25 protein-coding genes are annotated in these 19,557 nt (G+C 73.0%); 11 read left to right on the forward strand and 14 right to left on the reverse strand.

Going from position 1 to position 19,557, the window contains the following annotated elements; genetic code table 11:
- Window positions 1-95: 95 nt before the first annotated feature.
- The 5 genes from AB0F15_RS30900 to AB0F15_RS30920 all read right to left on the reverse strand — a co-directional run bounded on the left by AB0F15_RS30900 (window position 96) and on the right by AB0F15_RS30920 (window position 3,893).
- A complete protein-coding gene (locus tag AB0F15_RS30900; protein ID WP_003105220.1) occupies window positions 96-356 on the reverse strand; it encodes a hypothetical protein in 261 nt (86 codons plus the stop codon).
- Complete coding sequence (locus AB0F15_RS30905) at window positions 356-1,333, reverse strand: TNT domain-containing protein (protein WP_360277887.1); 978 nt, start codon at window positions 1,331-1,333, stop codon at window positions 356-358. Before AB0F15_RS30905 ends, AB0F15_RS30900 begins: the two co-directional genes overlap by 1 nt.
- Before the next feature lie 111 nt (window positions 1,334-1,444).
- Window positions 1,445-2,422: a hydroxymethylglutaryl-CoA lyase gene (locus AB0F15_RS30910; protein ID WP_360277890.1), complete on the reverse strand. Its 978-nt coding sequence runs from the start codon at window positions 2,420-2,422 to the stop codon at window positions 1,445-1,447.
- On the reverse strand, window positions 2,422-3,012 hold the full coding sequence (locus tag AB0F15_RS30915) for a PH domain-containing protein (RefSeq protein ID WP_360277893.1): 591 nt from the start codon (window positions 3,010-3,012) through the stop codon (window positions 2,422-2,424). The genes AB0F15_RS30910 and AB0F15_RS30915 overlap by 1 nt, the downstream gene beginning before the upstream one ends.
- Before the next feature lie 83 nt (window positions 3,013-3,095).
- Window positions 3,096-3,893: a biotin--[acetyl-CoA-carboxylase] ligase gene (locus AB0F15_RS30920; protein WP_360277896.1), complete on the reverse strand. Its 798-nt coding sequence runs from the start codon at window positions 3,891-3,893 to the stop codon at window positions 3,096-3,098.
- A gap of 81 nt (window positions 3,894-3,974) precedes the next feature.
- On the opposite strand from AB0F15_RS30920, the gene AB0F15_RS30925 reads away from it, so the two are divergent.
- The gene (locus tag AB0F15_RS30925) at window positions 3,975-5,003 is read left to right on the forward strand and encodes a C40 family peptidase (protein WP_360277899.1); all 1,029 of its coding nucleotides are present in this window, start codon (window positions 3,975-3,977) and stop codon (window positions 5,001-5,003) included.
- Here AB0F15_RS30925 and AB0F15_RS30930 read toward each other — a convergent pair.
- The 3 genes from AB0F15_RS30930 to AB0F15_RS30940 are packed head-to-tail and all read right to left on the reverse strand — an operon-like array spanning window position 4,976 to window position 7,400.
- Window positions 4,976-5,659 carry a DNA alkylation repair protein gene (locus AB0F15_RS30930; RefSeq protein WP_360277902.1) on the reverse strand — a complete coding sequence of 228 codons (684 nt, stop codon included), beginning with the start codon at window positions 5,657-5,659 and terminating at the stop codon, window positions 4,976-4,978. The genes AB0F15_RS30925 and AB0F15_RS30930 overlap by 28 nt on opposite strands.
- Window positions 5,656-6,303, reverse strand: coding sequence for a response regulator transcription factor (locus tag AB0F15_RS30935; protein ID WP_360277905.1), 648 nt, complete (start codon window positions 6,301-6,303; stop codon window positions 5,656-5,658). Before AB0F15_RS30935 ends, AB0F15_RS30930 begins: the two co-directional genes overlap by 4 nt.
- Window positions 6,300-7,400 carry a histidine kinase gene (locus AB0F15_RS30940; RefSeq protein WP_360277908.1) on the reverse strand — a complete coding sequence of 367 codons (1,101 nt, stop codon included), beginning with the start codon at window positions 7,398-7,400 and terminating at the stop codon, window positions 6,300-6,302. Before AB0F15_RS30940 ends, AB0F15_RS30935 begins: the two co-directional genes overlap by 4 nt.
- Window positions 7,401-7,590: 190 nt before the next feature.
- Here AB0F15_RS30940 and AB0F15_RS30945 point away from each other — a divergent pair, with 190 nt between their 5' ends.
- From AB0F15_RS30945 to AB0F15_RS30955, 3 genes are all read left to right on the forward strand, one after another.
- Window positions 7,591-7,911, forward strand: coding sequence for a DUF6223 family protein (locus tag AB0F15_RS30945; protein ID WP_360277910.1), 321 nt, complete (start codon window positions 7,591-7,593; stop codon window positions 7,909-7,911).
- An 11-nt stretch (window positions 7,912-7,922) separates the two neighbouring features.
- Window positions 7,923-8,261, forward strand: a complete 339-nt coding sequence (locus tag AB0F15_RS30950; RefSeq protein WP_360277913.1) for a VOC family protein — start codon at window positions 7,923-7,925, stop codon at window positions 8,259-8,261.
- A gap of 160 nt (window positions 8,262-8,421) precedes the next feature.
- The gene (locus tag AB0F15_RS30955) at window positions 8,422-9,276 is read left to right on the forward strand and encodes a sigma-70 family RNA polymerase sigma factor (RefSeq protein ID WP_360277916.1); all 855 of its coding nucleotides are present in this window, start codon (window positions 8,422-8,424) and stop codon (window positions 9,274-9,276) included.
- Here AB0F15_RS30955 and AB0F15_RS30960 read toward each other — a convergent pair.
- On the reverse strand, window positions 9,266-9,853 hold the full coding sequence (locus tag AB0F15_RS30960; RefSeq protein WP_360277919.1) for a dihydrofolate reductase family protein: 588 nt from the start codon (window positions 9,851-9,853) through the stop codon (window positions 9,266-9,268). The two genes, AB0F15_RS30955 and AB0F15_RS30960, sit on opposite strands and share 11 nt — an antisense overlap.
- Before the next feature lie 237 nt (window positions 9,854-10,090).
- On the opposite strand from AB0F15_RS30960, the gene AB0F15_RS30965 reads away from it, so the two are divergent.
- Window positions 10,091-10,993, forward strand: coding sequence for a LysR family transcriptional regulator (locus tag AB0F15_RS30965; RefSeq protein ID WP_360277922.1), 903 nt, complete (start codon window positions 10,091-10,093; stop codon window positions 10,991-10,993).
- Between the two features lie 138 nt (window positions 10,994-11,131).
- Here AB0F15_RS30965 and AB0F15_RS30970 read toward each other — a convergent pair whose 3' ends face one another.
- Entirely contained in the window at window positions 11,132-12,130 is a 999-nt protein-coding gene (locus AB0F15_RS30970; protein ID WP_360277924.1) for a helix-turn-helix domain-containing protein, read from the reverse strand.
- Window positions 12,131-12,200: 70 nt separating this feature from the next.
- Between AB0F15_RS30970 and AB0F15_RS30975 the strand changes: the two genes are divergently transcribed.
- Complete coding sequence (locus AB0F15_RS30975) at window positions 12,201-12,932, forward strand: NAD(P)H-dependent oxidoreductase (RefSeq protein ID WP_360277927.1); 732 nt, start codon at window positions 12,201-12,203, stop codon at window positions 12,930-12,932.
- Here the strand turns inward: AB0F15_RS30975 and AB0F15_RS30980 are convergent.
- Together AB0F15_RS30980 and AB0F15_RS30985 are read right to left on the reverse strand one after the other, a co-directional pair.
- Window positions 12,916-13,665, reverse strand: a complete 750-nt coding sequence (locus AB0F15_RS30980; protein WP_360277930.1) for an SDR family oxidoreductase — start codon at window positions 13,663-13,665, stop codon at window positions 12,916-12,918. The two genes, AB0F15_RS30975 and AB0F15_RS30980, sit on opposite strands and share 17 nt — an antisense overlap.
- The gene (locus AB0F15_RS30985; protein ID WP_360277933.1) at window positions 13,662-14,513 is read right to left on the reverse strand and encodes an NAD(P)-binding domain-containing protein; all 852 of its coding nucleotides are present in this window, start codon (window positions 14,511-14,513) and stop codon (window positions 13,662-13,664) included. The genes AB0F15_RS30980 and AB0F15_RS30985 overlap by 4 nt, the downstream gene beginning before the upstream one ends.
- 82 nt (window positions 14,514-14,595) lie before the next feature.
- On the opposite strand from AB0F15_RS30985, the gene AB0F15_RS30990 reads away from it, so the two are divergent.
- Window positions 14,596-14,961 carry a helix-turn-helix domain-containing protein gene (locus tag AB0F15_RS30990; protein ID WP_360277936.1) on the forward strand — a complete coding sequence of 122 codons (366 nt, stop codon included), beginning with the start codon at window positions 14,596-14,598 and terminating at the stop codon, window positions 14,959-14,961.
- Window positions 14,962-15,025: 64 nt separating this feature from the next.
- Here AB0F15_RS30990 and AB0F15_RS30995 read toward each other — a convergent pair whose 3' ends face one another.
- A complete protein-coding gene (locus tag AB0F15_RS30995; RefSeq protein ID WP_360277938.1) occupies window positions 15,026-15,589 on the reverse strand; it encodes an NAD(P)H-dependent oxidoreductase in 564 nt (187 codons plus the stop codon).
- A 77-nt stretch (window positions 15,590-15,666) separates the two neighbouring features.
- Here AB0F15_RS30995 and AB0F15_RS31000 point away from each other — a divergent pair, with 77 nt between their 5' ends.
- From AB0F15_RS31000 to AB0F15_RS31015, 4 genes are read left to right on the forward strand one after another with little or no spacing between them, the layout of a single operon-like run.
- Entirely contained in the window at window positions 15,667-16,083 is a 417-nt protein-coding gene (locus AB0F15_RS31000) for a MarR family transcriptional regulator (RefSeq protein WP_360277941.1), read from the forward strand.
- A gap of 55 nt (window positions 16,084-16,138) precedes the next feature.
- The gene (locus AB0F15_RS31005; RefSeq protein WP_360277944.1) at window positions 16,139-16,936 is read left to right on the forward strand and encodes an SRPBCC family protein; all 798 of its coding nucleotides are present in this window, start codon (window positions 16,139-16,141) and stop codon (window positions 16,934-16,936) included.
- 34 nt (window positions 16,937-16,970) lie between these two features.
- On the forward strand, window positions 16,971-18,077 hold the full coding sequence (locus AB0F15_RS31010) for a sensor histidine kinase (protein ID WP_360277946.1): 1,107 nt from the start codon (window positions 16,971-16,973) through the stop codon (window positions 18,075-18,077).
- Window positions 18,074-18,721, forward strand: a complete 648-nt coding sequence (locus tag AB0F15_RS31015) for a response regulator transcription factor (RefSeq protein WP_360277948.1) — start codon at window positions 18,074-18,076, stop codon at window positions 18,719-18,721. Before AB0F15_RS31010 ends, AB0F15_RS31015 begins: the two co-directional genes overlap by 4 nt.
- An 18-nt stretch (window positions 18,722-18,739) precedes the next feature.
- Here AB0F15_RS31015 and AB0F15_RS31020 read toward each other — a convergent pair whose 3' ends face one another.
- Window positions 18,740-19,525, reverse strand: coding sequence for a GNAT family N-acetyltransferase (locus AB0F15_RS31020; RefSeq protein WP_360277950.1), 786 nt, complete (start codon window positions 19,523-19,525; stop codon window positions 18,740-18,742).
- Window positions 19,526-19,557: the final 32 nt, after the last annotated feature.

Consider the following 19,557-nt stretch of genomic DNA (forward strand, 5'->3'; position numbering starts at 1 on the left):
CATCTTCACCTTCGCGGTGAGCTGACGACCGGCACTTTCACGTGAAAGTGACCACCTGCGGGCGGCACTTTCACGTGAAAGTGCCGCTTTTGCCGTCAGGAGCCGGGCAGCAGGCCGACGGCGCCGCGGGCGACCTGGGCCCAGGCCAGCCGGCCGAAGAGGTAGTGGCACGCCACCTGCTCGCTGGTGAACCGCGCCCAGTCGTAGCGGTTGCCCTGCTCGCGCCAGAACACCTCCCAGGCCTCGTCCTCGCCCTGCATCAGGCACCAAGCGTTGTCGACCTCGGCGCCGAGCGAGACGACCTCCGGCGGTACGCCCAGCACGCCGAGCCATCGCTGGATCGACTGGGTGTTCATCAGTCCTCATCCCCCTTGGCCTCGGCGAGGTAGCCGAGGGTCACCAGTTCGTCGGCCGCCAGCAGCGCACGGTACCGCGTGCCGCCGCCGACCTGCCCGAACCAGTTCGCGGTCTCCGAGCGCCACATCGGCACCTTGCGCACCACGACGTACCGGCGGTATTCGGCGTCCAGGAACGCGGGTGGCAGCGAGCGTTCCGCGAACGGCGTGCCGTCGGCGAAGAGCACCCGCCCGTACGCCGGGCCGAAGCGGTCGAGGACCGTGTCTGCCGGGACCATCACCGGCTCGGGCCAGTCCACGCTGCTCTCGGGGAACTGCTCGCCCGGTGGCCACGCGTACTCGGGGCCGAGGTCGCTGTGCCCGACGACGAACCGGCGGATCCAGACCGCCTGGGTAGCGCGCGCGTACGGCACGTACCCGTCGGTGAGGTGCCGCGGCACCGGCCGTGACGGCGCGGTCGGCGAGCGGCGGAAGCCCGCGGTGACGTTGGTCAGGGCCTGGTCGTCGAAGACCAGCCGGGCGTCCGGGTGGTCGTTCGGGCCGAAGCCGTCCGGGTCGTCGGGCAGCGGCAGCTGCCGCGCCGGCTTGTCCATCGCGATCGGCAGGTGCCCGATCGGGAACATGTGCACCAGGAACAGCGCGACGACGCTTTCCCGTTCCTTGCGCGGCGAGCCGAGCGGCGGCAGCGGGGTGGGCGAACCCGGGTTCGGCGGCGGACCGGCGACCGGCGGCGGCGGGCCGGCCACTGGCGGCGGCAACGGGGCCGGCGTCGGTGGCGGGGGCGGGGGCGGAGGCAGCGCGAACGGCGGGAGCAGCGGCGACACCGCGTGCGGCCACGCCTCGGGATGGCCCGAGGGCGGGGTCGGCGCCTCTTCGAAGGCGCCCGAATCCGTCAGGCCGTACCCGGGCAGCTGCACCGGCCCGGTGTCGAGGTCGGCCTCGACCGGTTCGGAGCCCGCCTCGGAAGGCTCGGTCACACCCATCCTCCGGCTCGGTCGGTGCCCGGGGGCACACTGTTCGACGCGGCCGCGGCGCTGCCGGTCCCCCTTGATACCGCACGCCCCCCGCGGCGGCGCAGCGAGGTCAGCTCACTGCTTCTTTTCGGGGGCTCCGGGTGGCGGAGCCCCCGGCCCGGGGCGACACAGCGCGGCCACCACGCGGGACGCGCTCGGGCGGCCGAGCTGTCCCGCCATCCACGCGCTGGCCGCCACCAGCGCGTCCAGGTCGACGCCGTGAGCGACGCCGAGCCCGTCGAGCATCCACACCAGGTCTTCGGTCGCCAGGTTGCCCGTGGCCGATTCGGCGTACGGGCAGCCGCCGAGCCCGCCCGCCGAAGAGTCCACTGTCGACACTCCACATCGGAGCGCCGCCAGGGTGTTGGCGAGAGCCTGACCGTAGGTGTCGTGGAAGTGCACGGCCAAAGTACCGACATCGCCGAACAGCCCGACGAGCGTTTCGACCTGCCCGGCCGTCGCGACGCCGATGGTGTCGCCCAGCGAAAGCTGCGAGCACCCCATGTCCAGCAGGCGGCGGCCCGCGGCGGCGACCTGCTTGGCGGGCACGGCACCCTCCCACGGGTCGCCGAAGCACATCGAGAGGTAGCCGCGCACGTCGAGGCCGGCTTCCCGTGCCCGGGTGACCACCGGCTCGAACATCGCGAACTGCTCGTCCAGCGACGAGTTGAGGTTCTTGCGCGCGAACGTCTCGGTCGCGCTGGCGAAGATCGCGATGTGCTCGACCCCCGCTTCGAGGGCCCGGTCCAGGCCCTTCTCGTTCGGCACCAGCACCGGGTACCGGACGCCTTCGCGGCGGTCGACCCGGGCCAGCAGCTGCTCGGCGTCGGCCAGCTGCGGCACCCACTTCGGGTGGACGAAGCTGGTCGCCTCCAGCGTCGTGAGGCCGGCTCCCGCGAGCCGGTCGAGGAACTCCAGCTTGACCTCGACTTCGACGATCGCCTTCTCGTTCTGCAGCCCGTCCCGCGGGCCGACCTCCCAGATCGTCACCCGTTCCGGCAGTTCACCCGCCGAGGGGACCCGTTCGGGCAGGCCCAGTTCGCGCGTGCCCATCAGCGGCGTCGTTCGCCGCGCGGCGGGTGCCCACCGCGCTGGGGCGGCAGCGGCTCGGTCCGCTGGGGCGGCTGCGGGGCGCCCGTGCGGTAGTCGTCGTACGGGTTGTCGTTGACTTCGCGGTAGATGACCGTGTGCACCTTCTCGACGTGCGGGATGTCCTCGAAGCGCAGCGGCTCGTCGGAGGCCGACTCGATGATCAGCGTGCCGCAGCCGAAGACGCGGTCCAGCAGGCCGTGCTCGAACTGGACGCTGTTGATCCGGCCCATCGGGATGTCGATGCCGGTGCGCTTGAGCACACCCTCGCGGGCGATCAGCCGGTCGGTGGTCACGATGAAGTGGGTGGTGCGCCAGCGCACGAGCGGGACCAGGAACAGCCACACCACCAGCACCAGGGCCACCACGCCGATGGCGATCAGCCCGACCGTGTTCCACGGCGACCCGGCGTCCTTCGCCAGGATCGCGAGCCAGGTGCCCGCACCCACGGTGACCAGCAGCGCGAGCGTCGGGAAGATCAGCATCTTGAAGTGCGGGTGACTGTGCACCACGACGTGCTCTTGCTCGCTGAGCAACTCGTCCGGATAAGCCACGGCGGACGCTCCCAAGGTCGGTGCGGCGGTGTCGCCTCACCGTACCGGCGAGGCGAGGAGCGGTGGGCACAACACCCGAACAATCAGGCCGGACGGACGTGGACCACGTCACCCGCGAAGACGGTGTGCCGCTGGCCGCCCGCCACGTCGACCTGCAGCTGCCCGGCGGCGTCGATGTCGGCCGCGCGGCCGGTCAGCTTGGTGCCGTCCGGCAGCTGGACCTCGACGTCCTGGCCGAGGGTCGCGCAGTGGGCGCGGTAGTCGCCGAGCAGCCCGGCTTCGGTGAGGTCGCCGCCGGCGAGGCGCCAGCGCCGCTCCAGGTCGTCGAACCCGGTGAGCAGCGCGACGGCGACGTCGGTGCGGTCGGTGTTCGTGGCGCCCCGCTCGGCCAGCGACGTCGCGGGCAGCCCGCCCGGGCCCGGCTGGACGTCACCGAGCGGCAGGACGTTGAGGCCGATGCCGAGCACGATCGACGGGTTCTCCCCGGCGACGGCCTCGGCGAGGATGCCGGCGCACTTGGCGCCGTCGACGAGGACGTCGTTGGGCCACTTGAGCACGGCGTCCACCCCCACGGACGCGGCGGCCGCGCGAACGGCGAGCCCGGCGACGACGGACAGTGAGCCCAGCACCGCGAAGGGCACGCCCGGCCGGAGCGCGACGCTCAGGTACAGTCCGGCGCCCTTCGGCGAGCTCCACGAACGAGCCCTCCTGCCGACCCCCGCGGTCTGCTCTTCGGCGAGCAGAACGGTCCGGTCGGCGGTGCCGTTTTCGAGGGCTTTCCGCAGGTCGGCATTGGTGGAGCCGGTGCGCTCGACGACGTCGATCCGCGCGTACCGATCCTGCAGCGCCGCGGTGAGCCGGGCAACGTCGATCTCGGGCATGTGCCCACAATATGGGAGTCCCCCTAACGTGCAAGCTACTCGCTCGTTCACCAAGGGGTGCGCTCTTCTAAGTTGGAACCTGTGACGACCAAGCAGACTTCCTGGGCCCGCGGCGCCGCGCTGCGCGGCCTGGTCGCGCTGCCGCTCGTCGCGGGCCTGGTCACGGCGGGCTGGCTGCTGGCCGACCGGTCGCCGGAACCCGCGGCCGCCCCGGTTCCCCCGCCGGTCGTGCGCGACGCGGCGTCGGGCCCGTCGGTCCTCGAAGTCAGCGCACCGGTGAAGGCCCAGGAGCCGGGTCAGGGCGCGTCCGGCCAGGGCGGCAAGAGCCCGCTGCAGCAGTGGGCCGAGCAGCTGTCCGGGCCCCTCGACATCCCGGCGGGCGCGCTGGTGGGCTACGCGAACGGCGAACTGGCGCTGCGCGGCGAAGACCCGTCCTGCCACCTCTCGTGGGTCACCCTCGCCGGGGTCGGCGCGGCGGCGTCGAACCACGGCCGCGACGGCGGGAACCTCCTGGGGCTGCCGGCGGCGCAGGCCAAGAAGCACGGCACCGACGCGCCGATCGCGGCCGGGCGCGCCCTCTGCGCGGGCGGTACCGACCTCGGCGCCGGGCCCGGCTGGTGGAAGGCGATCGCGGCGTACCACCCGGGCAGCGACACCGAGCTCTTCCGCCAGCGGGTGCTCGGCATGGCGCAGCTGTACGCGACGCTGTCGCTCGACCCGGCGTCGGCCGGTTCGGCCCACGTCCGGGCGACCCGGTTCGCGCTCGGCCAGCTCGGCCTCCCGTACGTCTGGGGCGGCAACGGCCCGGACGCGGGCGCGGCGGGCTTCGACTGCTCCGGCCTGACGAAGGCGTCGTACGACAGCGCGGGCGTCGCCCTCCCGCGGACGGCGGACAGCCAATTCCGCGCGCTCCCGCCGGTCCCGCCCACGCAGGAGCCGCGCCTGGGCGACCTGGTGTTCTACGGCAGCCCGGCGACGCGCATCCACCACGTCGGGCTGTACCTCGGCAACGGTCTGATGATCAACGCGCCGACCGAGGGCCAGGCGATCCAGATCCACACGTACCACTCGAAGGGCGACGACTACGCGGGCGCGGGCCGCCCGGCCTGACGGCGCACCACCTCGGCGATCCAGAGGGGTGCGAACGGCGACGTGCAGCCCGGCGGCGTCGGGTAGTCCTCGAGCACCCGCAGGCGTTCCCCGATGGCGACGGCGCGGGCACGGAGCCCGGCGTGCTCGATCCCGATCTGCGCCAGGCAGCTGTTCATCGCCCACTGCAGGCGGCCGGGCGCGGCTTTCAGGTCGGCTTCGATGACGTCGAGCAGGCCGGGGAGGTCGAGCCCCTCTGGCCGCTTGACCACGCGTTCGGTGGTCAGCGCCCAGCCGGCGCTCGCGACCACCGGGTCCGGGTCGGCGGACCAGGCCACGCGCAGCTGCTCGGCGTGCGGGCTCTTCTTCACCACGTAGTTCACGAGCCAGTCGAGCACCTTCGGCGTGCGCGCCTCGCGCACCATGGCGTCCAGCTCGGCGCGCTCGAACGCCTTCGGCCGGCAGAGCAGGATCGCCAGCAGCCGCGCGGCGGAGTCGCCCGACGCCCACAAACCGCGGGCGAGCTCGTGCTGCGTCTTCAGCCGCTTCGCGAGCGCGCGCAGCTTGCCGAGGTTCACCCCGTGGTCGTCGCCGTGGTTCTCGTTCACCGCGCGGACGCCGGGCTCTTCGAGCGCCGCCAGCTCGGCCAGCACCCCGGCCACCGTCGTCTCCGTCACCGCGGCACCAGTCCCGATTCGTAGGCGAACACCACCAGCTGCGCGCGGTCGCGCGCGTGCAGCTTCATCATGGCCCGGTTGACGTGCGTCTTCGCGGTGAGGGGGCTGATCACCATCCGCGCGGCGACTTCGTCGTTGGACAGACCCCGCGCGACGAGTGTGACCGCTTCGCGTTCCCGGTTGGTCAGTTCCGCCAGCCGCGCGCCGGGGACGGGTGGCTGCGTGACGTACCGGTCGATCAGCTTCCGGGTGATCGACGGCGCCAGCAGCGCGTCGCCCCGGGCGGCGACGCGCACCGCGTGCAGGAAGTCCTCCGGCTGGATGTCCTTGACGAGGAACCCGGCCGCGCCCGCGCGCAGTGCTTCGAAGACGTATTCGTCCACGCCGTAGTTGGTCAGGATGACGACGTGCACCGCGGCCAGCGCCGGGTCCGCGGCGATGCGCCGGGTCGCCTCGATGCCGTCGACGCCGGGCATCTGGATGTCGACGAGCGCGATGTCCGGCCGGTGCTCCAGCGCCAGCCACACCGCCTCGCCGCCGTCGCCGGCTTCGGCCACCACCTCGATGTCGTCCTCGACGTCGAGGAGCGCGCGGAACCCGCTGCGGATGAGCGGCTGGTCGTCGGCCAGCAGGACGCGGATCACCCGGGGTCCACCGGCAGTTCGGCCTGGACGCTGAAGCCGCCTTCGCCGCGAGGCCCGGCCTGGAGCCGGCCACCCAGCGCCGTGACGCGCTCGCGCATCCCGGTCAGGCCGACGCCCGGCGCACAGTCCACGGTGGCCTGACCGTCGTCGTCCACGCGGATGAGCAGCGTGCCGGGCCGGTGGTCGATCCGGACCGACGCGGTGGCCGCGGCGGCGTGCCGGGCGACGTTGGTCAGCGACTCCTGGACGATCCGGTAGGCGGTCCGCCCGACCGCGGCCGGCACGGCGTCGGACCGGCCCTCGACCGTCAGCCGCGCGTCGAGACCGGTGGTCCGGGCGCGGCGCACGAGGTCGGGGACGTCGTCGAGCCCGCGCGGCGGATCCTTGTCGTCGTCGCGCAACGCCTCCAGGGTCGCCCGCAGTTCCCGCGCCGCCTCGCGGCCGGCGTCGCGGATCGCCAGCAGCGCGTCGGGCACGTCTTCGCCGCGCTTGCGGGCCAGGTGGACGGCGACTTCGGCCTGCACCTTGATGACCGAGATCTGGTGGGTGAGCGAATCGTGCAGCTCCCGCGCGATGTGCAGCCGTTCCTCGTCCGCGCGCCGCCGCGCGGTTTCCTCGCGGGTGCGTTCGGCTTCGTCGGCGCGGCGCTCGGCCTGGCGCAACGCCTCCCCCGCCGCCCCGGCGGCGATCAGCCACGCCAGCTGGAGGATGTCCCGCGCCTGCGTGAACGCCGCGCCCGGGCCGGCCACCCCCGAAGCCAGGAGCGCGAGCGGGATCGCGGCCAGCATGAGCACCGAAGCCACCACTGCGGCGATCCGGTGTCCCGCCCGGACGGCGGCGTACACGGCGAAGAGGTAAGCGACGACGGGCACTTCGAAGCCGGCGAGCTGGTACGCGAGCGCGCAGACCGCGGTCGCGGCCAGCACGGCGATCGGCGCCCGGCGGCGCGCGGCCAGTGCCAGCCCGCCGGCGGCGAGCGCCGCGTACCCCAGGACGTCGAGCTCCGGGATCCGGTGCGCGCCGGACACCCCGGCGACCACCAGGGCCACCGCGACGCCGGCGGCGATCACCCCGTCGACGACCTGTGCGCGGCTCACCCCTGAACCCTAACCGGGTGACCGCCCGGTGAAGTCCGCCACGAACAGCAGTTCCGGGCTACCGCAGCTGCGGTAGCCGGCCGTCTCCTGCGGCGTCCGCGGTAGCGCGAAGTGTCTGCTCGCGCACCACGACGGGCGGCGGGTCCGGCGGACATGCTTCGGCGTCCGATCCGAACCGAAGGAGCACCTCATGAACGTCCTCGCCGCGGCCGGTCCCTACGACCTCACCCCGGGACGGCTCTGGTCCTTGATCGCCGTCGTGCTCGGAGTAGCGGGAGTCGTCGCGGGCGGGCGGGCACTGGCCCGCGGCCGCGGAGCCGTCGTGGCCCTGGCCGGCGGCCTGGCTTCCGTCGTGATCGGCGGCTGGGTGGTGGCCGCCGCGAAAGGCGGGCCCGGCACCGGCTACGGGATCGTCGGGGGCTACGTGGACCTGGTGATCGGCGCGGTCGCCCTCGTCCTCGGCGGGCTGTCGATGGCCCGCTCGCGCGGTTTTGTCGGTGGTCGCCGCTAGCGTCCGGTGGCATGTACGAAATCGACTTCGCCGAGTTCCCGTCCACGTCGGCCACGGCGTCCGGGCAGTTCTTCGAGCGCGCGTTCGGCTGGACGGCGACGCCGTACGGCCCGGACTACGCCGACGTCCGGGCCGCCGGCCTGACCCTGGGGTTCCAGTCGGACCCGGCCGAACAGCCACGCGCGCCCCTGCTCACCATCGGCACGGAAGACCTGGCGGCGGCCCGGAAGGCCGTGGAAGCGGCCGGTGGCGAGGTGACGAAGGAACCGTTCGCCTTCCCCGGCGGGCGGCGCTTCCACTTCCGCGAGCCCGGCGGGAGCGAACTGGCGGTGTGGTGCCGGGAGGACTAGCACGGCGGCCGGCGCACCGAAGTCCGCCCGTTCTCCTGGGACAGCGCCGCCATCGCGGCCGCTTGCTCGACGTAACCGGCGCCATCCGGCGTCATCCGGTCACCTCCGGTCGCGGCGATACGTCGAGAACGCGACGGTGGGCGCGAGCGAAAGGTGACCGATGGACGACCTGGCGGCCGAATTCGAGGCCGAGCGCGGCAGGCTGCGCGGGCTGGCCCACCGGATGCTCGGCTCGGCGGCCGAAGCGGACGACGCCGTGCAGGAAGCCTGGCTGCGGCTGCAGCGGGTGGACTCCGTCGGCAACCTGGCGGCCTGGCTGACGACGGTCGTCTCCCGCGTCTGCCTCGACGTGCTGCGTTCGCGGAAGGCGCGTCGCGAAGAGCCCTTCGACGTGTTCCCGGAGCCGGTGGACGACGCCGATCCCGCGGCCGAAGCGGCGCTCGCCGACTCCGTGGGCCGGGCGCTGCTCGTCGTGCTGGACGCGCTCGGCCCGGCCGAACGGATCGCGTTCGTTCTGCACGACCTGTTCGAGGTGCCGTTCGACCGGATCGGCCCGGTGCTGGACCGCACGCCGGTGGCGGCGAAGAAGCTGGCGAGCCGGGCGCGGCAGCGGGTCCGGGGCACCTCTCCGCTGCCCCCGGCCGACCTGGCCCGGCACCGCCGGGTGGTGGACAGTTTCCTGGCCGCGGCCCGCGGCGGTGACCTGGCCGCGCTGCTCGACGTGCTGGCCCCGGACGTCGTCCGCCGTGCCGACGCGGCCGCGCTGCCGGCGGGCGCGGCCCTCGAGACGCGCGGGGCCCGTGCGGTGGCCGAGGAGACGCAGGTGTTCGGGAAACGGGCGCGGTTCGCCGAACCGGCTCTGGTCGACGGCGCGGTCGGGCTCGTCGTCGCGCCCCGCGGACGGCTGGTGCTCGCGCTGGCCGTGACGGTCGAAGGCGAGCGGGTGGCGGCGTACGAGGTGATCGCCGATCCCGCCCGCCTCGCCGCGCTGCACGTCACGCTCCTCAGCGCTTGATCCGGTACGACAGGTGCGTCACGCCGGTGCCCTCGACGACCTCCGGGCCGGTCAGCTTGGTGGTGGCGTCGAGGTGGTCGAAGAAGCGGACACCGGAGCCGAGCAGCACGGGGACGAGGTCGACCTGGACGCCGTCGAGCAGGCCGAGGTTCAGGCACTGCTGGGCGATCGTCGTGCTGGCGACCGCGACGTTCTTGTCGCCGGCGGTCTTCTTGGCCTGCTCGACGGCGCTCTCGAGACCGTCGGTGACGAAGGTGAACGGCGCGTCCGGGTGCGGCCAGTCCGCGGGCTCTTCGTGGGTGACGACGAAGACCGGCACGCCCATCGGGTGCGCGCCGCCCCAGCCCTGGGTGAGGGTGAACAGCCGGCGGCCGGTGATCAGGGCCCCGATGTTCTTCATCGCCGCGCGCAGCATCTCCGCGCTGGCTTCGGAGGTCTTGAAAGTGGCCCAGCCGACCGCGGTGGGGACCTCGACGTCGCCGTTGCCGAACCACTCGAAGAGGTGATCGATGCGGTCCTCCGGGTCGGCGACGAAGCCGTCGAGGGACATGGACATGTTGGCGATGACGTCGGCCATGGTGACTCCTCTTTCGCTGGTCGGAGGCGGTTTGCCTCGCTGAGGAGAAGTCTTCCGCGGTCGCCCGGCCGGAAGATCTGCCACCTGGCCGACATCCGGCGGCGGGTGGCCGACCTGAACCATCGGGTCACCGCTCGCCACGCGTGTCCGTCCTTTGTGGAGTTATCGACACCAAGTCGACCATCCGCGAGCCAGAAAGGGAAAGACCGGCGGACTCTGCCGCGATACTCTCCCGGTATGGACGATGTCGAGGTCCGTGAGCTGCGGTATTTCCGCGCGGTCGCCGAAGAGCTGAACTTCTCCCGCGCCGCCGAGCGGCTCGGGATGGCGCAGCCACCGCTGTCCCGCGCCATCCGGTTGCTGGAGCGGCGGCTCGGCGTCCAGCTCTTCGAGCGCACGAGCCGGCACGTCTCGCTGACACCGGCCGGGGCCGTCCTGCTCACGGAGTCGGCGAAGGCCTTGGACGCCGTCACCGCGGCGGTCCGGCGCACCCGGCGGGCAGCGCAGCGGACGCCGGCCCTCGTCGTCACCGCGAAGCGCGGGATCGCGACCGACCTGCTGCGGCGGATCGCCGATGCCCACCCGGATCCCGTCGACATCCGGGTCAGCGGGTACGGCGAGCAGGCGGGCATGCTGCGCGACGGCCGGGCCGACGTGGCGGTGCTCGGGTGCCACGGCAGCACCCACCACGGCCTGGACGTCGAGGTGCTCTTCAGCGAGCCGCGGGTGGCCGCGCTGCCGCCGGATCACGAGCTCGCCGGCCGGTCCGCGCTGACCTGCGCCGACTTCGCCGGGCGGCCGACGCCGTGCTGGCCGCTCTCGTCGGCCGCGGACCGGGCGTACTGGTCCGGGCAGGACGTGACCGGCGGGCCGGTGACACCGGGGCCGGTGGTCCACGACAGCGCCCAGCTCATGGAGACGGTCGCACAGGGACAGGCGGTCGCGCTGCTGCCGGCCTCGGTCGCCGAGCTGCGATCGCGGCAGGACGTCGTCTACCGGCCGGTGGCCGACGCGACGCCGTACTCGCTGGCGCTGGCCTGGGCGGCCGGGGCGCGGGACCTGCGGATCGCCCGGTTCCTGCGGACCGCCGCCGAGGTCAGCGAAGCACTGCCTCGAGCGGGAGCCGTCCCGGCGGGGTGACCGTGCGGCTCACCGGCGCCGGGTAGCTGGCGAAGCCGACGCGGGCCGAGTTCGCGCAGGGTCGCGCTCGAGGTGGTGTCGAGCCGGTCCGCGTGCGGACCCTGGTCAGGGCGGCGCCCCGGGGGGCACAGCGGGATTTCAGCCGGCCTGGGCGGCCAGCTCCCCGCGGAACGTCGAGCGGTACGCGCTCGGCGACACCGCGAGCATCGCCTGGAAGTGCTGGCGCAGCGACGCCGCCGTGCCGAAGCCGGCTTCGGTGGCGACGCGGTCGACCGGCAGATCGGTCTCCTCGAGCAGCCGGCGGGCGCGCTCGACCCGTTGCTGCGTCAGCCATTGCAGGGCCGAGATGCCGACCTCCTCCCGGAAGCGGCGGGTGAAGGTGCGCGTGCTCATCGCCTCGCGGGCGGCCAGCTCGCGCAGTGTCAACGGCCGGTGCAGGTTCTCCAGCGCCCACGCGCGCGCCGCCTTGGTCGACGACGTGCGGGGCTCGGGCACCGGCCGCCGGACGAACTGGGCCTGCCCGCCCTCGCGGTGCGGGGACACGACCGTCCCGCGGGCGACCTCGTTGGCCACGGCCGCGCCGTGGTCGCGGCGGATCATGTGCAGCACCAGGTCGATCCCGGCGGCGACGCCCGCCGACGTCAGCACGTCGCCGTCGTCGGTGTAGAGCACGCACGGGTCGACGTCGACCTCGGGGAACCGCTCCTGGAGCTCTTCGGCCGAGCGCCAGTGGGTGGTGGCCGGGCGGCCGTCGAGCAGCCCGGCCGCGGCGAGCACGAACGCGCCGGTGCAGATCGACGCGATGCGGGCGCCCGCCGGGATGCGCTCGAGGGCGGCCTTGAGCGGCGGGGTCAGCACGCGTGCCAGCGGCTCGTACTCGGCCAGGGACGCGGGGATGATCACCGTGTCGGCCTCGGCGAGCGCCTCGGGGCCGCGGTCGACCGGGATGGTGACGTCGGCGTCGGTGCGGACCGGGCCGGGCTCGGGGGTGCAGGTCACGACCTCGTACAGCGGCTCGCCTGCCGCCGAGCGCGCCTGGCCGAACAGGCGGTGGACGATGCCGAGTTCCATCACCAGCATCCCGTGGCGGACCAGGACGGCGACGTGGTGGCGGGCGGGGTGCACGAATGCGGCCATGGCTCGATTCTTGCACAAGGTGGCCATCGGGCCACTCGATCGAGCCGCGCGAGCGCATGATCATCGAGGGATGAACGTGTTGTGGGTTTTCGCGCATCCCGAGCCGCGCTCGTTGAGCGGCGCCCTCCGTGACGACGGGCTGCGGACGCTCCGCGCGCTCGGTCACGACGTGCGGGAGTCGGATCTGTACGCGATGAAGTGGAACCCGGTGGCCGGCGCGGCAACGCCGGCGCGGGTGCCCACCCGCGGCGAACTGAGCCCGGACGTCGTCGCCGAGCAGGACAAACTGCGGTGGGCGGACGCGGTGGTCGTGCAGTTCCCGCTGTGGTGGTACGGCCAGCCGGCGATCCTCAAGGGCTGGTTCGACCGCGTGTTCGTGAAGGGCTTCGGCTACGGCGTCCGTGCCGAGGACGGCCGGACCCTGCGCTACGGCGAAGGCCGGCTCGCGGGCAAGCGCGCGATGGTGGTGCTCACCGCGGGTGCTCGCGAGCCGGCCATGGGGCCGCGCGGGGTGAACGGGTCCCTGGACGAGGTCCTGTTCCCGCTGCACCACGGAACGCTCTTCTACGCCGGGATGTCGGTGCTGCCGCCCGTGGCGGTGTACGGCGCCGACCGCGTGCCGGACGACCGGTTCGCCGAAGCGCGCGAGTCGCTGCGCGAACGCCTGCGAACGCTCGAAACCGCCGAGCCCATCCCGTTTCGCACGCAGAACGGCGGCGACTACGACGACGACCTCGTCCTCCGCCCGGACCGCGCGCCCGGCGCCGCCGGCCTGGGCATCCACCTCACGCCGGCAGGGTGAGGCGCCGGCCGAGACCGCCGTCCACGGGGAGGTCGGCGCCGGTGGTGAACGTCGCTTCGAAAGCCAGGAACAGCACCGCCGCCGCCACCTCCTCGGCGGTGGCGTGGCGCTTCAACGGCGTGATCTCGTCACCGATCGCCTTGAACTTCGCCAGGACCGGCTCCGGCACGCCGGTGACGCCCATCGTCGGCGTGTCCGTGTAACCGGGGCTGACCACGTTCACCCGGATCCCGCGCGGGGCCAGCTCGGCCGCGTACGTGCGGGCGAACGACCGCACCGCCGCCTTCGCCGCCGAATACAGGCCCATCCCGGCGATCCCCGCCTCGGCCGCGACGGACGTCGTGAAGACGAACGAGCCACCGGGCCGCACCAGCGGCGCGAGCCGCCGCGCCGTGAAGTACGCGCCCTTGGTGTTGACGTCGAACGTCCGGTCGTAGAGCTCGGGCGTCGCGTCTTCGTAGGGCGTCAGCGTCGAGAACCCGACGTTGACGAACACCAGGTCCAGCTCGCCGAGCGTGTCCGTGGCCACCGCACCCAGTTCCTCGACATCGGCCAGGCGAGCCGCGTCCGACGACAGCAGGTGGGCCTGGCCCGGCAGGGTCCCCCGCAACGGCGACACGTCCCGGCCGGTCAGCAGCACCTCCGCGCCGCCGTCGAGCAGGGCGCGCACCACCGCCAGCCCCATGCCGTGCGTGCCGCCGGTGACGACGGCCTTCTTTCCCGGGTACTTCACCGGATCTCCTCGATGACACTGGCGATCGCGTGCGAGCCGTGGCCCGCCGCGACCGCCCGGTCGAACAGCTCCCGCAGCACGGCGGGCACCGCCGTGCCGATCCCCTGCGCGCGGCTCGTCTCGACCAGCAGACCGAGCCCCGCGGCGTTGATGTCCAAACTGGACACATCGGTGGTGTAGTCCCCGGCGGCGACCTGCGCACCGATGCCCGGCAGGAACCCGCCGACGGCCGCGTGCCACGCCGACGCCAACGGCCCGACCTGCTCCGGCGTGACACCTTCGGTGCCGACCAGCGCCAGCGCGTGCAGGTAGCCGGCCATCGTCGACCACATCATGCCGAGCAGCGCCAGGTCGTACAGCGCCGCCAGGCCGGCGTCCTCGCCGAGGAACACCGGCGTCCCCAGCACCGCCAGCACGTCGCGCTGCGCCGTGAACGTCGGTTCCGAACCGCTGTAGAGGATCCGCGCCGCCGGTGTCCCGATGCCCTGCGGCACGGCCATGATCACGCCGTCCACGTAGCCGACACCCTCGGACGCGGCCCACTTCGCGACGCCACGCGCCTGCTCCGGTGTCCCGGACGTGAGGTTGACGAGCACTTTCGGCGAAGCGACTTCGAGCAGCGGCTGCTGAGTGTCATATGTGGACAGACAGCTGAGGACGACGTCCGCCGAAGCCGCCTCCGACGGCGTCGCCGCGAGCCGGGCGCCCCGATCGAGCAGCGGCCCCGCCTTGAGCGGCGACCGGTTCCACACCGAGACGTCGTGTCCCGCCCCCAGCAGCGCCCCGGCGAGGGCGGCACCCATTCGCCCCAGGCCGAGCACGCCCACGTGTTTCTTGCTTTCTACCATGGGTTCCATGCTGCGGGCGCGCTTTACACTGGACAAGTACCGACTAATAAGTCAGGTACCCACCGAAAAGTAAGGATCCTGGATGCAGCCTCGAACGTACCGCTGCGGATTGGACGCGGCCGTCGACGTGATCGGCGGCCGCTGGAAGGCCCTGATCCTCTGGGCGCTGCACGCCGAGCCGCTGCGGTTCGGCGAGCTGAAGCGGAAGATGACGGGGATCAGCGAGAAGATGCTGATCCAGGCCCTGCGGGAACTGGAGGCGGACGAGGTCGTGCACCGCGAGGTGTTCCACGAGATCCCGCCGAAGGTCGAGTACTCGCTGACCGCGCTGGGGCAGCGGCTGAACACGGCGTTGCTGCCGCTGGGCGACTGGGGCGAGGAGAACATGGCCGGCATCGCGAAGCGCCGCGGCGTCACGCCGGCGCCACCGCACCCGGCTTCGGCGTGATCGCGTGGCCCTCGGGCGCCGGCCCGGTCCGCGGCCGGCGCCTGCTCGCGAAGGACGTCCTGGCCTAAGCGGTGACCAGGTCCGCGCCGGCGAAGAACGTCCGCGCGGCCGTCATCGCGTCGGTGTCCAGGAGGACGTCGCCCGGGCGGCTGCCGTTGCCGAGCAGCACGCCGGCCCAGTTCATGCCCAGGTACTCGGCGCAGAGTTCCAGCGTGCCGATCAGCGGCTGGGCCTCGCGCGCGGTCTCGCCGAGCACGCTCACGCCCCACAGCGTCTTCCCGCGCATCCGCGGCTTGAACTCCACCGGCAGCCGCATCCAGCCCGACCAGTAGTCGAGGTAGAGCTTCACGCTCGCCGCGACCGAGTACCAGTACACCGGTGACGCGATCACGATGTCAGTGGCGGCGAAGGTCGCGTCCATCAGCAGCTGTTCGTTCTCGCCCGGCGCCGGGTGGTCGCCGGCGCCGTGGCGGCGGTCCTCGAACGGTGGCAGCGGCACCTCCGGCAGCCGGATCCACCGCTGCTCGACGTCGCCGGGCAGTTCCTTCGCCGCCCGCCGGGCCAGCATCTCGGTGTTGCCCCCGGCCCGCGCGGCGCCGGACAGGAACAGGAAGCTGCGGTCGCTCATGAGCATCCCCTCAGTTACTTGCATGTACATATAAATACTGGACCTGGACTATCCTGGCGTCAAGAGGAGGCCGGAAGATGACCGTCGACGAACAGTCGTGGGGCCGCGTACTCGTGCTGCACGCCCGCATCGAGCAGGAACTCGCCAAAGCCCTGCAGCGGCGCCACGGGCTCGGGCTGTCCGAGTACCGCGCGCTCGGCAAGCTGGTCGCGGGCCCCCGCGGCGGCTTGCGGATGCAGGAACTCGCCGAGGCGATCGGCCTCAACCAGAGCTCGGTCAGCCGGATGTGCGCGCGCCTCGAAGACGCCGGCCTGACCGTCCGCGACCTGTGCGAGGACGACCGCCGCGGCGTCTACTCGGTGATCACCGACGCCGGCCGCAAGCGCTACGCCGAGACCGAGCCGACGTACAGCGCGGTGCTGCGGACGGCGCTGGACAAGGCCGCGAGCGACCCGGACCTCGCCGCCGCGGTTTCCGCCGTCCGCGGCGCTTGACCCGAATATTCCTCAGTGGTTATATACGGGCACGGGCAACCCATGGGAGGACGCCGTGACCGGACGAGCAAAGCTGCAGACCGTCGGCGAACGTCCGGCGGTCCGGCTGGAACGCCGCCTGAAGCACGCACCCGAGAAGGTCTGGCACGCCATCACCGACCCGGCGGAGCTCGAGCACTGGTTCCCCGCGAAGGTGGCCGTCGAGCTGCGGGCCGGCGGCACCATCCGGTTCACCTTCCCCGGTGAGGACAGCACGACGACCGGCCGGGTCGTCACCGCCGACCCGCCGCGCGAATTCACCTTCGTCTGGAACGACGACACCCTGCGCTGGCTGATCTCCCCCGACGGCGACGGCAGCCTCCTGGAATTCACCCACACCTTCGGCCGCGGCGAGCCGGCGATCGCGAAGCTCGCCGCGGGACGCACCGCCGCCGGCTGGGACGTCTGCCTCGACGCCCTCGACGCGCGGCTCGGCGACCGCACGTTCGCCCAGCCGCGGCAGTGGCACGAGCGAATCGCGTCCTATGTGGAGGAATTCGGCCTCGGCGACGGCGAAGTCCTCGGCGACGGCACGATCCGCTTCCGCCGCGACCTCGTCTGGAAGCCCGTGGACGAGGTCCGGGCGCTGCTCCCGGACGAACCCGGGTGGCACGTGCTCCAGGACCCCCTGGACGGCACCCGCGTCGAATTCACCGAAGCGGCGGGCGACGACGTCCCGGCGCAGCTCGCCCGGCGGCACGAGCAGCTCGACCGGCTGTTCGCCGCCACCCACGGCGTCACCCTGCCGGACTGGCCGCCCGACCACGTCGAAGCCGTGAAGAAGCACTACGCGGAGCATCCGACCCAAGGTTGACGCGCGGGCGGAAGGTCCGCATTACGGTCGGTTCATGCGCATTCGCGTCGTTCTGGACGTGCTGGCCGTCCTGGTGCTGACCCTGGGAGCCGGCGGCAACCTCGCCGCCGGCGCGTGGACGCTGCCGCTGTGGCTGCCCGCCTGGCTCGGCTGGACCATCCTCGTGGCGAGCGTCGTGCCGATCGTGCTGCGGCGCTGGTGGCCGCGGCCCGCCTACATCCTCTCCCTGGTGCTGACCGCGGCGGCGGTGCCGATCGGCGGGCCGGTGCTGGCGGTCGCCGTCGTGGCGGCGGGCTGTGCGCTGTACACGTTCGTGGTGGCCCACGGCAGCCGGGCGACCAGGGTCGGGTTCGTGGCCGGACTGGTCGGCGTCGGCGTGATCGGCATCGCGGTGCCGAACCCGAGCACGGCGACGACGGTGAACTTCGGCGCGTCGGCGCTGATCGTCGGGTTCGCGCTCGGCATCGCCGTCCACGGCCGCCGCGAGCACGCCGAGATCGAGCGGGAAACCCATGCCCAGCAAGCGGTCTCGGCGGAACGGCTGCGGATCGCCCGGGAGATGCACGACGTGGTCGCCCACAGCATGAGCCTGATCGCGGTGAAAGCGGCGGTCGGCAACCACGTCGCCCTCGAACAGCCCGACCAGGCCCGAGACGCGCTGCGCGTCATCGAAGACACCAGCCGCGAGACCCTGGCCGAGCTGCGGCGCATGCTCGGCGTGCTCCGCGACGGCACCGGTGTCCCGGCACTGGCACCCGCCCCGACGCTCGACGACCTGCGGGCGCTCGCCGAACGCGCGCAGCAGGCGGGTCCCACGGTCGACCTCGTCATCGACGGCCTCACCGAACTGCCCGGCGGCGTCGGCCAGTCGGTGTACCGGATCGTGCAGGAGGCACTGACCAACGTGGTCAAGCACGCGGGCGCGGGGACGTGCCGGATCCGGGTCACCGGCGGTGACGGCGAAGTGCGCATCGAGGTGCTCGACGACGGCCGCGGCGGCGAGGCCGTCCCCGGTCACGGGCTGATCGGGATGCGCGAACGCGTCGCGGTCTACGCCGGGGAATTCTCCGCGGCACCCGCCGAAACCGGCTTCCGCGTCTTCGCGCGGCTGCCCTACGAAGAAGCGGTGGCGACCCGATGACCCGCGTCCTGATCGCCGACGACCAGGCGCTGCTGCGCGGCAGCTTCCGGGTGCTGGTCGACAGCGCGCCGGGGCTCGAGGTCGTCGGCGAGGCGTCCGACGGCGCCGAGGCGGTCGCCCTGAGCCGCGTCGAGCGGCCGGACGTCGTGCTCATGGACGTCCGGATGCCGGAGATGGACGGCATCGAGGCGACCCGCCGGATCTGCGCGGAAACCGACGTCCGGGTGCTGATGCTGACGACGTTCGACCTCGACGAGTACGTCTATTCGGCGCTGCGCGCGGGCGCGAGCGGGTTCCTCCTGAAGGACACCCGCCCGGCGGACCTGCTGGCGGCGATCGAAGTCGTGGCTTCCGGCGATGCGTTGCTGGCCCCCTCGGTGACCCGCCGCCTGGTGGCGGAGTTCGCGCGCCTGCCGTCGGGGCCGGTGACCCGGCTGGACGGGGTGACGGCGCGCGAGCAGGAGGTGCTGTCGCTGATCGCGCGGGGACTGTCCAACGACGAGATCGCCGCGCGCCTGCACCTCGGCATCGCGACGGTGAAGACCCACATCGGCAGGCTGCTGCACAAGCTCGCCGCGCGGGACCGGGCCCAGCTGGTGATCGCCGCGTACGAATCCGGGCTGGTCCGGCCCACGGCGTCCTGAATCGTGCCCGTGAGCCACTCACCCGACCGCGCGGGTGAAGGGGGCGAAGCGCAGCGTCCAGTCACCCGGTAGCGACCGCCCGCCGAGGACCAGCCGCGGCGCCGGGGCCGTCGGGACCAGGCCGCGCTCGCGGACCCACCCGATGAGGCCCGGGAAGCGGAAGTCCGGGTCCACCCGCACCGCGCCGGGCGCCGACCGCGCCACCCCGCGGATCAGCGCCCGCGCCTGCTCTTCCGTCTCCGCGACGACCGGGCCGATCACCGTCACGTGGCCGATGTCGGTCCCGAACGCGAAGCCGCCGTCGACCACGAACGGCTTCCCCAGCCGCTCCAGGAACGGGCGCCGGTCGACGCCCTGAGCCGCGAGATCCAGCGGGAAGACGTCGGACGGCGACCCGGGCGAAGCCGCCGGGCCGCCGTCGTCGGCGAACGTCCCGGCGTGGCCTTGGCAGCCGCCGTCGGCGACGAACCCCATCGACTCGTACAGCGGAAGGCCGTACTTGGACGCGTGGAGCCAGACGATCCGGTCGCCCGCCGCCGCGATCGCGTGCGCGGTGATCGCCCGGCCCAGGCCCCGCCGCTCGTAGCGGGGCGCGACCAGCACCATCGAGATCGACGCCACCCCGTCGAACGGCACCAGCACGCAGGAAGCGGCCAGGCCGTGGCCGTCCGGGGCGTCGATCCCGAACACCGTCCCGGTCTCGTGCAGCAGCGTCCACTTCGGCGGCTCCCGCGGCCACGAGCGGGACTCGGCCAGGTCGGAGCAGGCGGGCAGGTCGGCGACGGCCAGGGTCCGGATGTCCATGGACGTTGCCTACGCCACACGCCAAGTGACCG

This window comes from Amycolatopsis sp. NPDC026612 (genome assembly GCF_040638285.1).
GTDB lineage: Bacteria > Actinomycetota > Actinomycetes > Mycobacteriales > Pseudonocardiaceae > Amycolatopsis.

What these genes read in the sequence shown, in the direction of transcription:
- AB0F15_RS30900 (WP_003105220.1), bottom strand. Translation starts at nt 356, where the DNA reads ATGAACACCCAGTCGATCCAGCGATGGCTCGGCGTGCTGGGCGTACCG.
- AB0F15_RS30910 (WP_360277890.1), bottom strand. Translation starts at nt 2,422, where the DNA reads ATGGGCACGCGCGAACTGGGCCTGCCCGAACGGGTCCCCTCGGCGGGT.
- AB0F15_RS30920 (WP_360277896.1), bottom strand. Translation starts at nt 3,893, where the DNA reads ATGCCCGAGATCGACGTTGCCCGGCTCACCGCGGCGCTGCAGGATCGG.
- AB0F15_RS30945 (WP_360277910.1), top strand. Translation starts at nt 7,591, where the DNA reads ATGAACGTCCTCGCCGCGGCCGGTCCCTACGACCTCACCCCGGGACGG.
- AB0F15_RS30950 (WP_360277913.1), top strand. Translation starts at nt 7,923, where the DNA reads ATGTACGAAATCGACTTCGCCGAGTTCCCGTCCACGTCGGCCACGGCG.
- AB0F15_RS30955 (WP_360277916.1), top strand. Translation starts at nt 8,422, where the DNA reads ATGGACGACCTGGCGGCCGAATTCGAGGCCGAGCGCGGCAGGCTGCGC.
- AB0F15_RS30960 (WP_360277919.1), bottom strand. Translation starts at nt 9,853, where the DNA reads ATGGCCGACGTCATCGCCAACATGTCCATGTCCCTCGACGGCTTCGTC.
- AB0F15_RS30965 (WP_360277922.1), top strand. Translation starts at nt 10,091, where the DNA reads ATGGACGATGTCGAGGTCCGTGAGCTGCGGTATTTCCGCGCGGTCGCC.
- AB0F15_RS30970 (WP_360277924.1), bottom strand. Translation starts at nt 12,130, where the DNA reads ATGGCCGCATTCGTGCACCCCGCCCGCCACCACGTCGCCGTCCTGGTC.
- AB0F15_RS30975 (WP_360277927.1), top strand. Translation starts at nt 12,201, where the DNA reads ATGAACGTGTTGTGGGTTTTCGCGCATCCCGAGCCGCGCTCGTTGAGC.
- AB0F15_RS30985 (WP_360277933.1), bottom strand. Translation starts at nt 14,513, where the DNA reads ATGGTAGAAAGCAAGAAACACGTGGGCGTGCTCGGCCTGGGGCGAATG.
- AB0F15_RS30990 (WP_360277936.1), top strand. Translation starts at nt 14,596, where the DNA reads ATGCAGCCTCGAACGTACCGCTGCGGATTGGACGCGGCCGTCGACGTG.
- AB0F15_RS30995 (WP_360277938.1), bottom strand. Translation starts at nt 15,589, where the DNA reads ATGAGCGACCGCAGCTTCCTGTTCCTGTCCGGCGCCGCGCGGGCCGGG.
- AB0F15_RS31000 (WP_360277941.1), top strand. Translation starts at nt 15,667, where the DNA reads ATGACCGTCGACGAACAGTCGTGGGGCCGCGTACTCGTGCTGCACGCC.
- AB0F15_RS31010 (WP_360277946.1), top strand. Translation starts at nt 16,971, where the DNA reads ATGCGCATTCGCGTCGTTCTGGACGTGCTGGCCGTCCTGGTGCTGACC.
- AB0F15_RS31015 (WP_360277948.1), top strand. Translation starts at nt 18,074, where the DNA reads ATGACCCGCGTCCTGATCGCCGACGACCAGGCGCTGCTGCGCGGCAGC.
- AB0F15_RS31020 (WP_360277950.1), bottom strand. Translation starts at nt 19,525, where the DNA reads ATGGACATCCGGACCCTGGCCGTCGCCGACCTGCCCGCCTGCTCCGAC.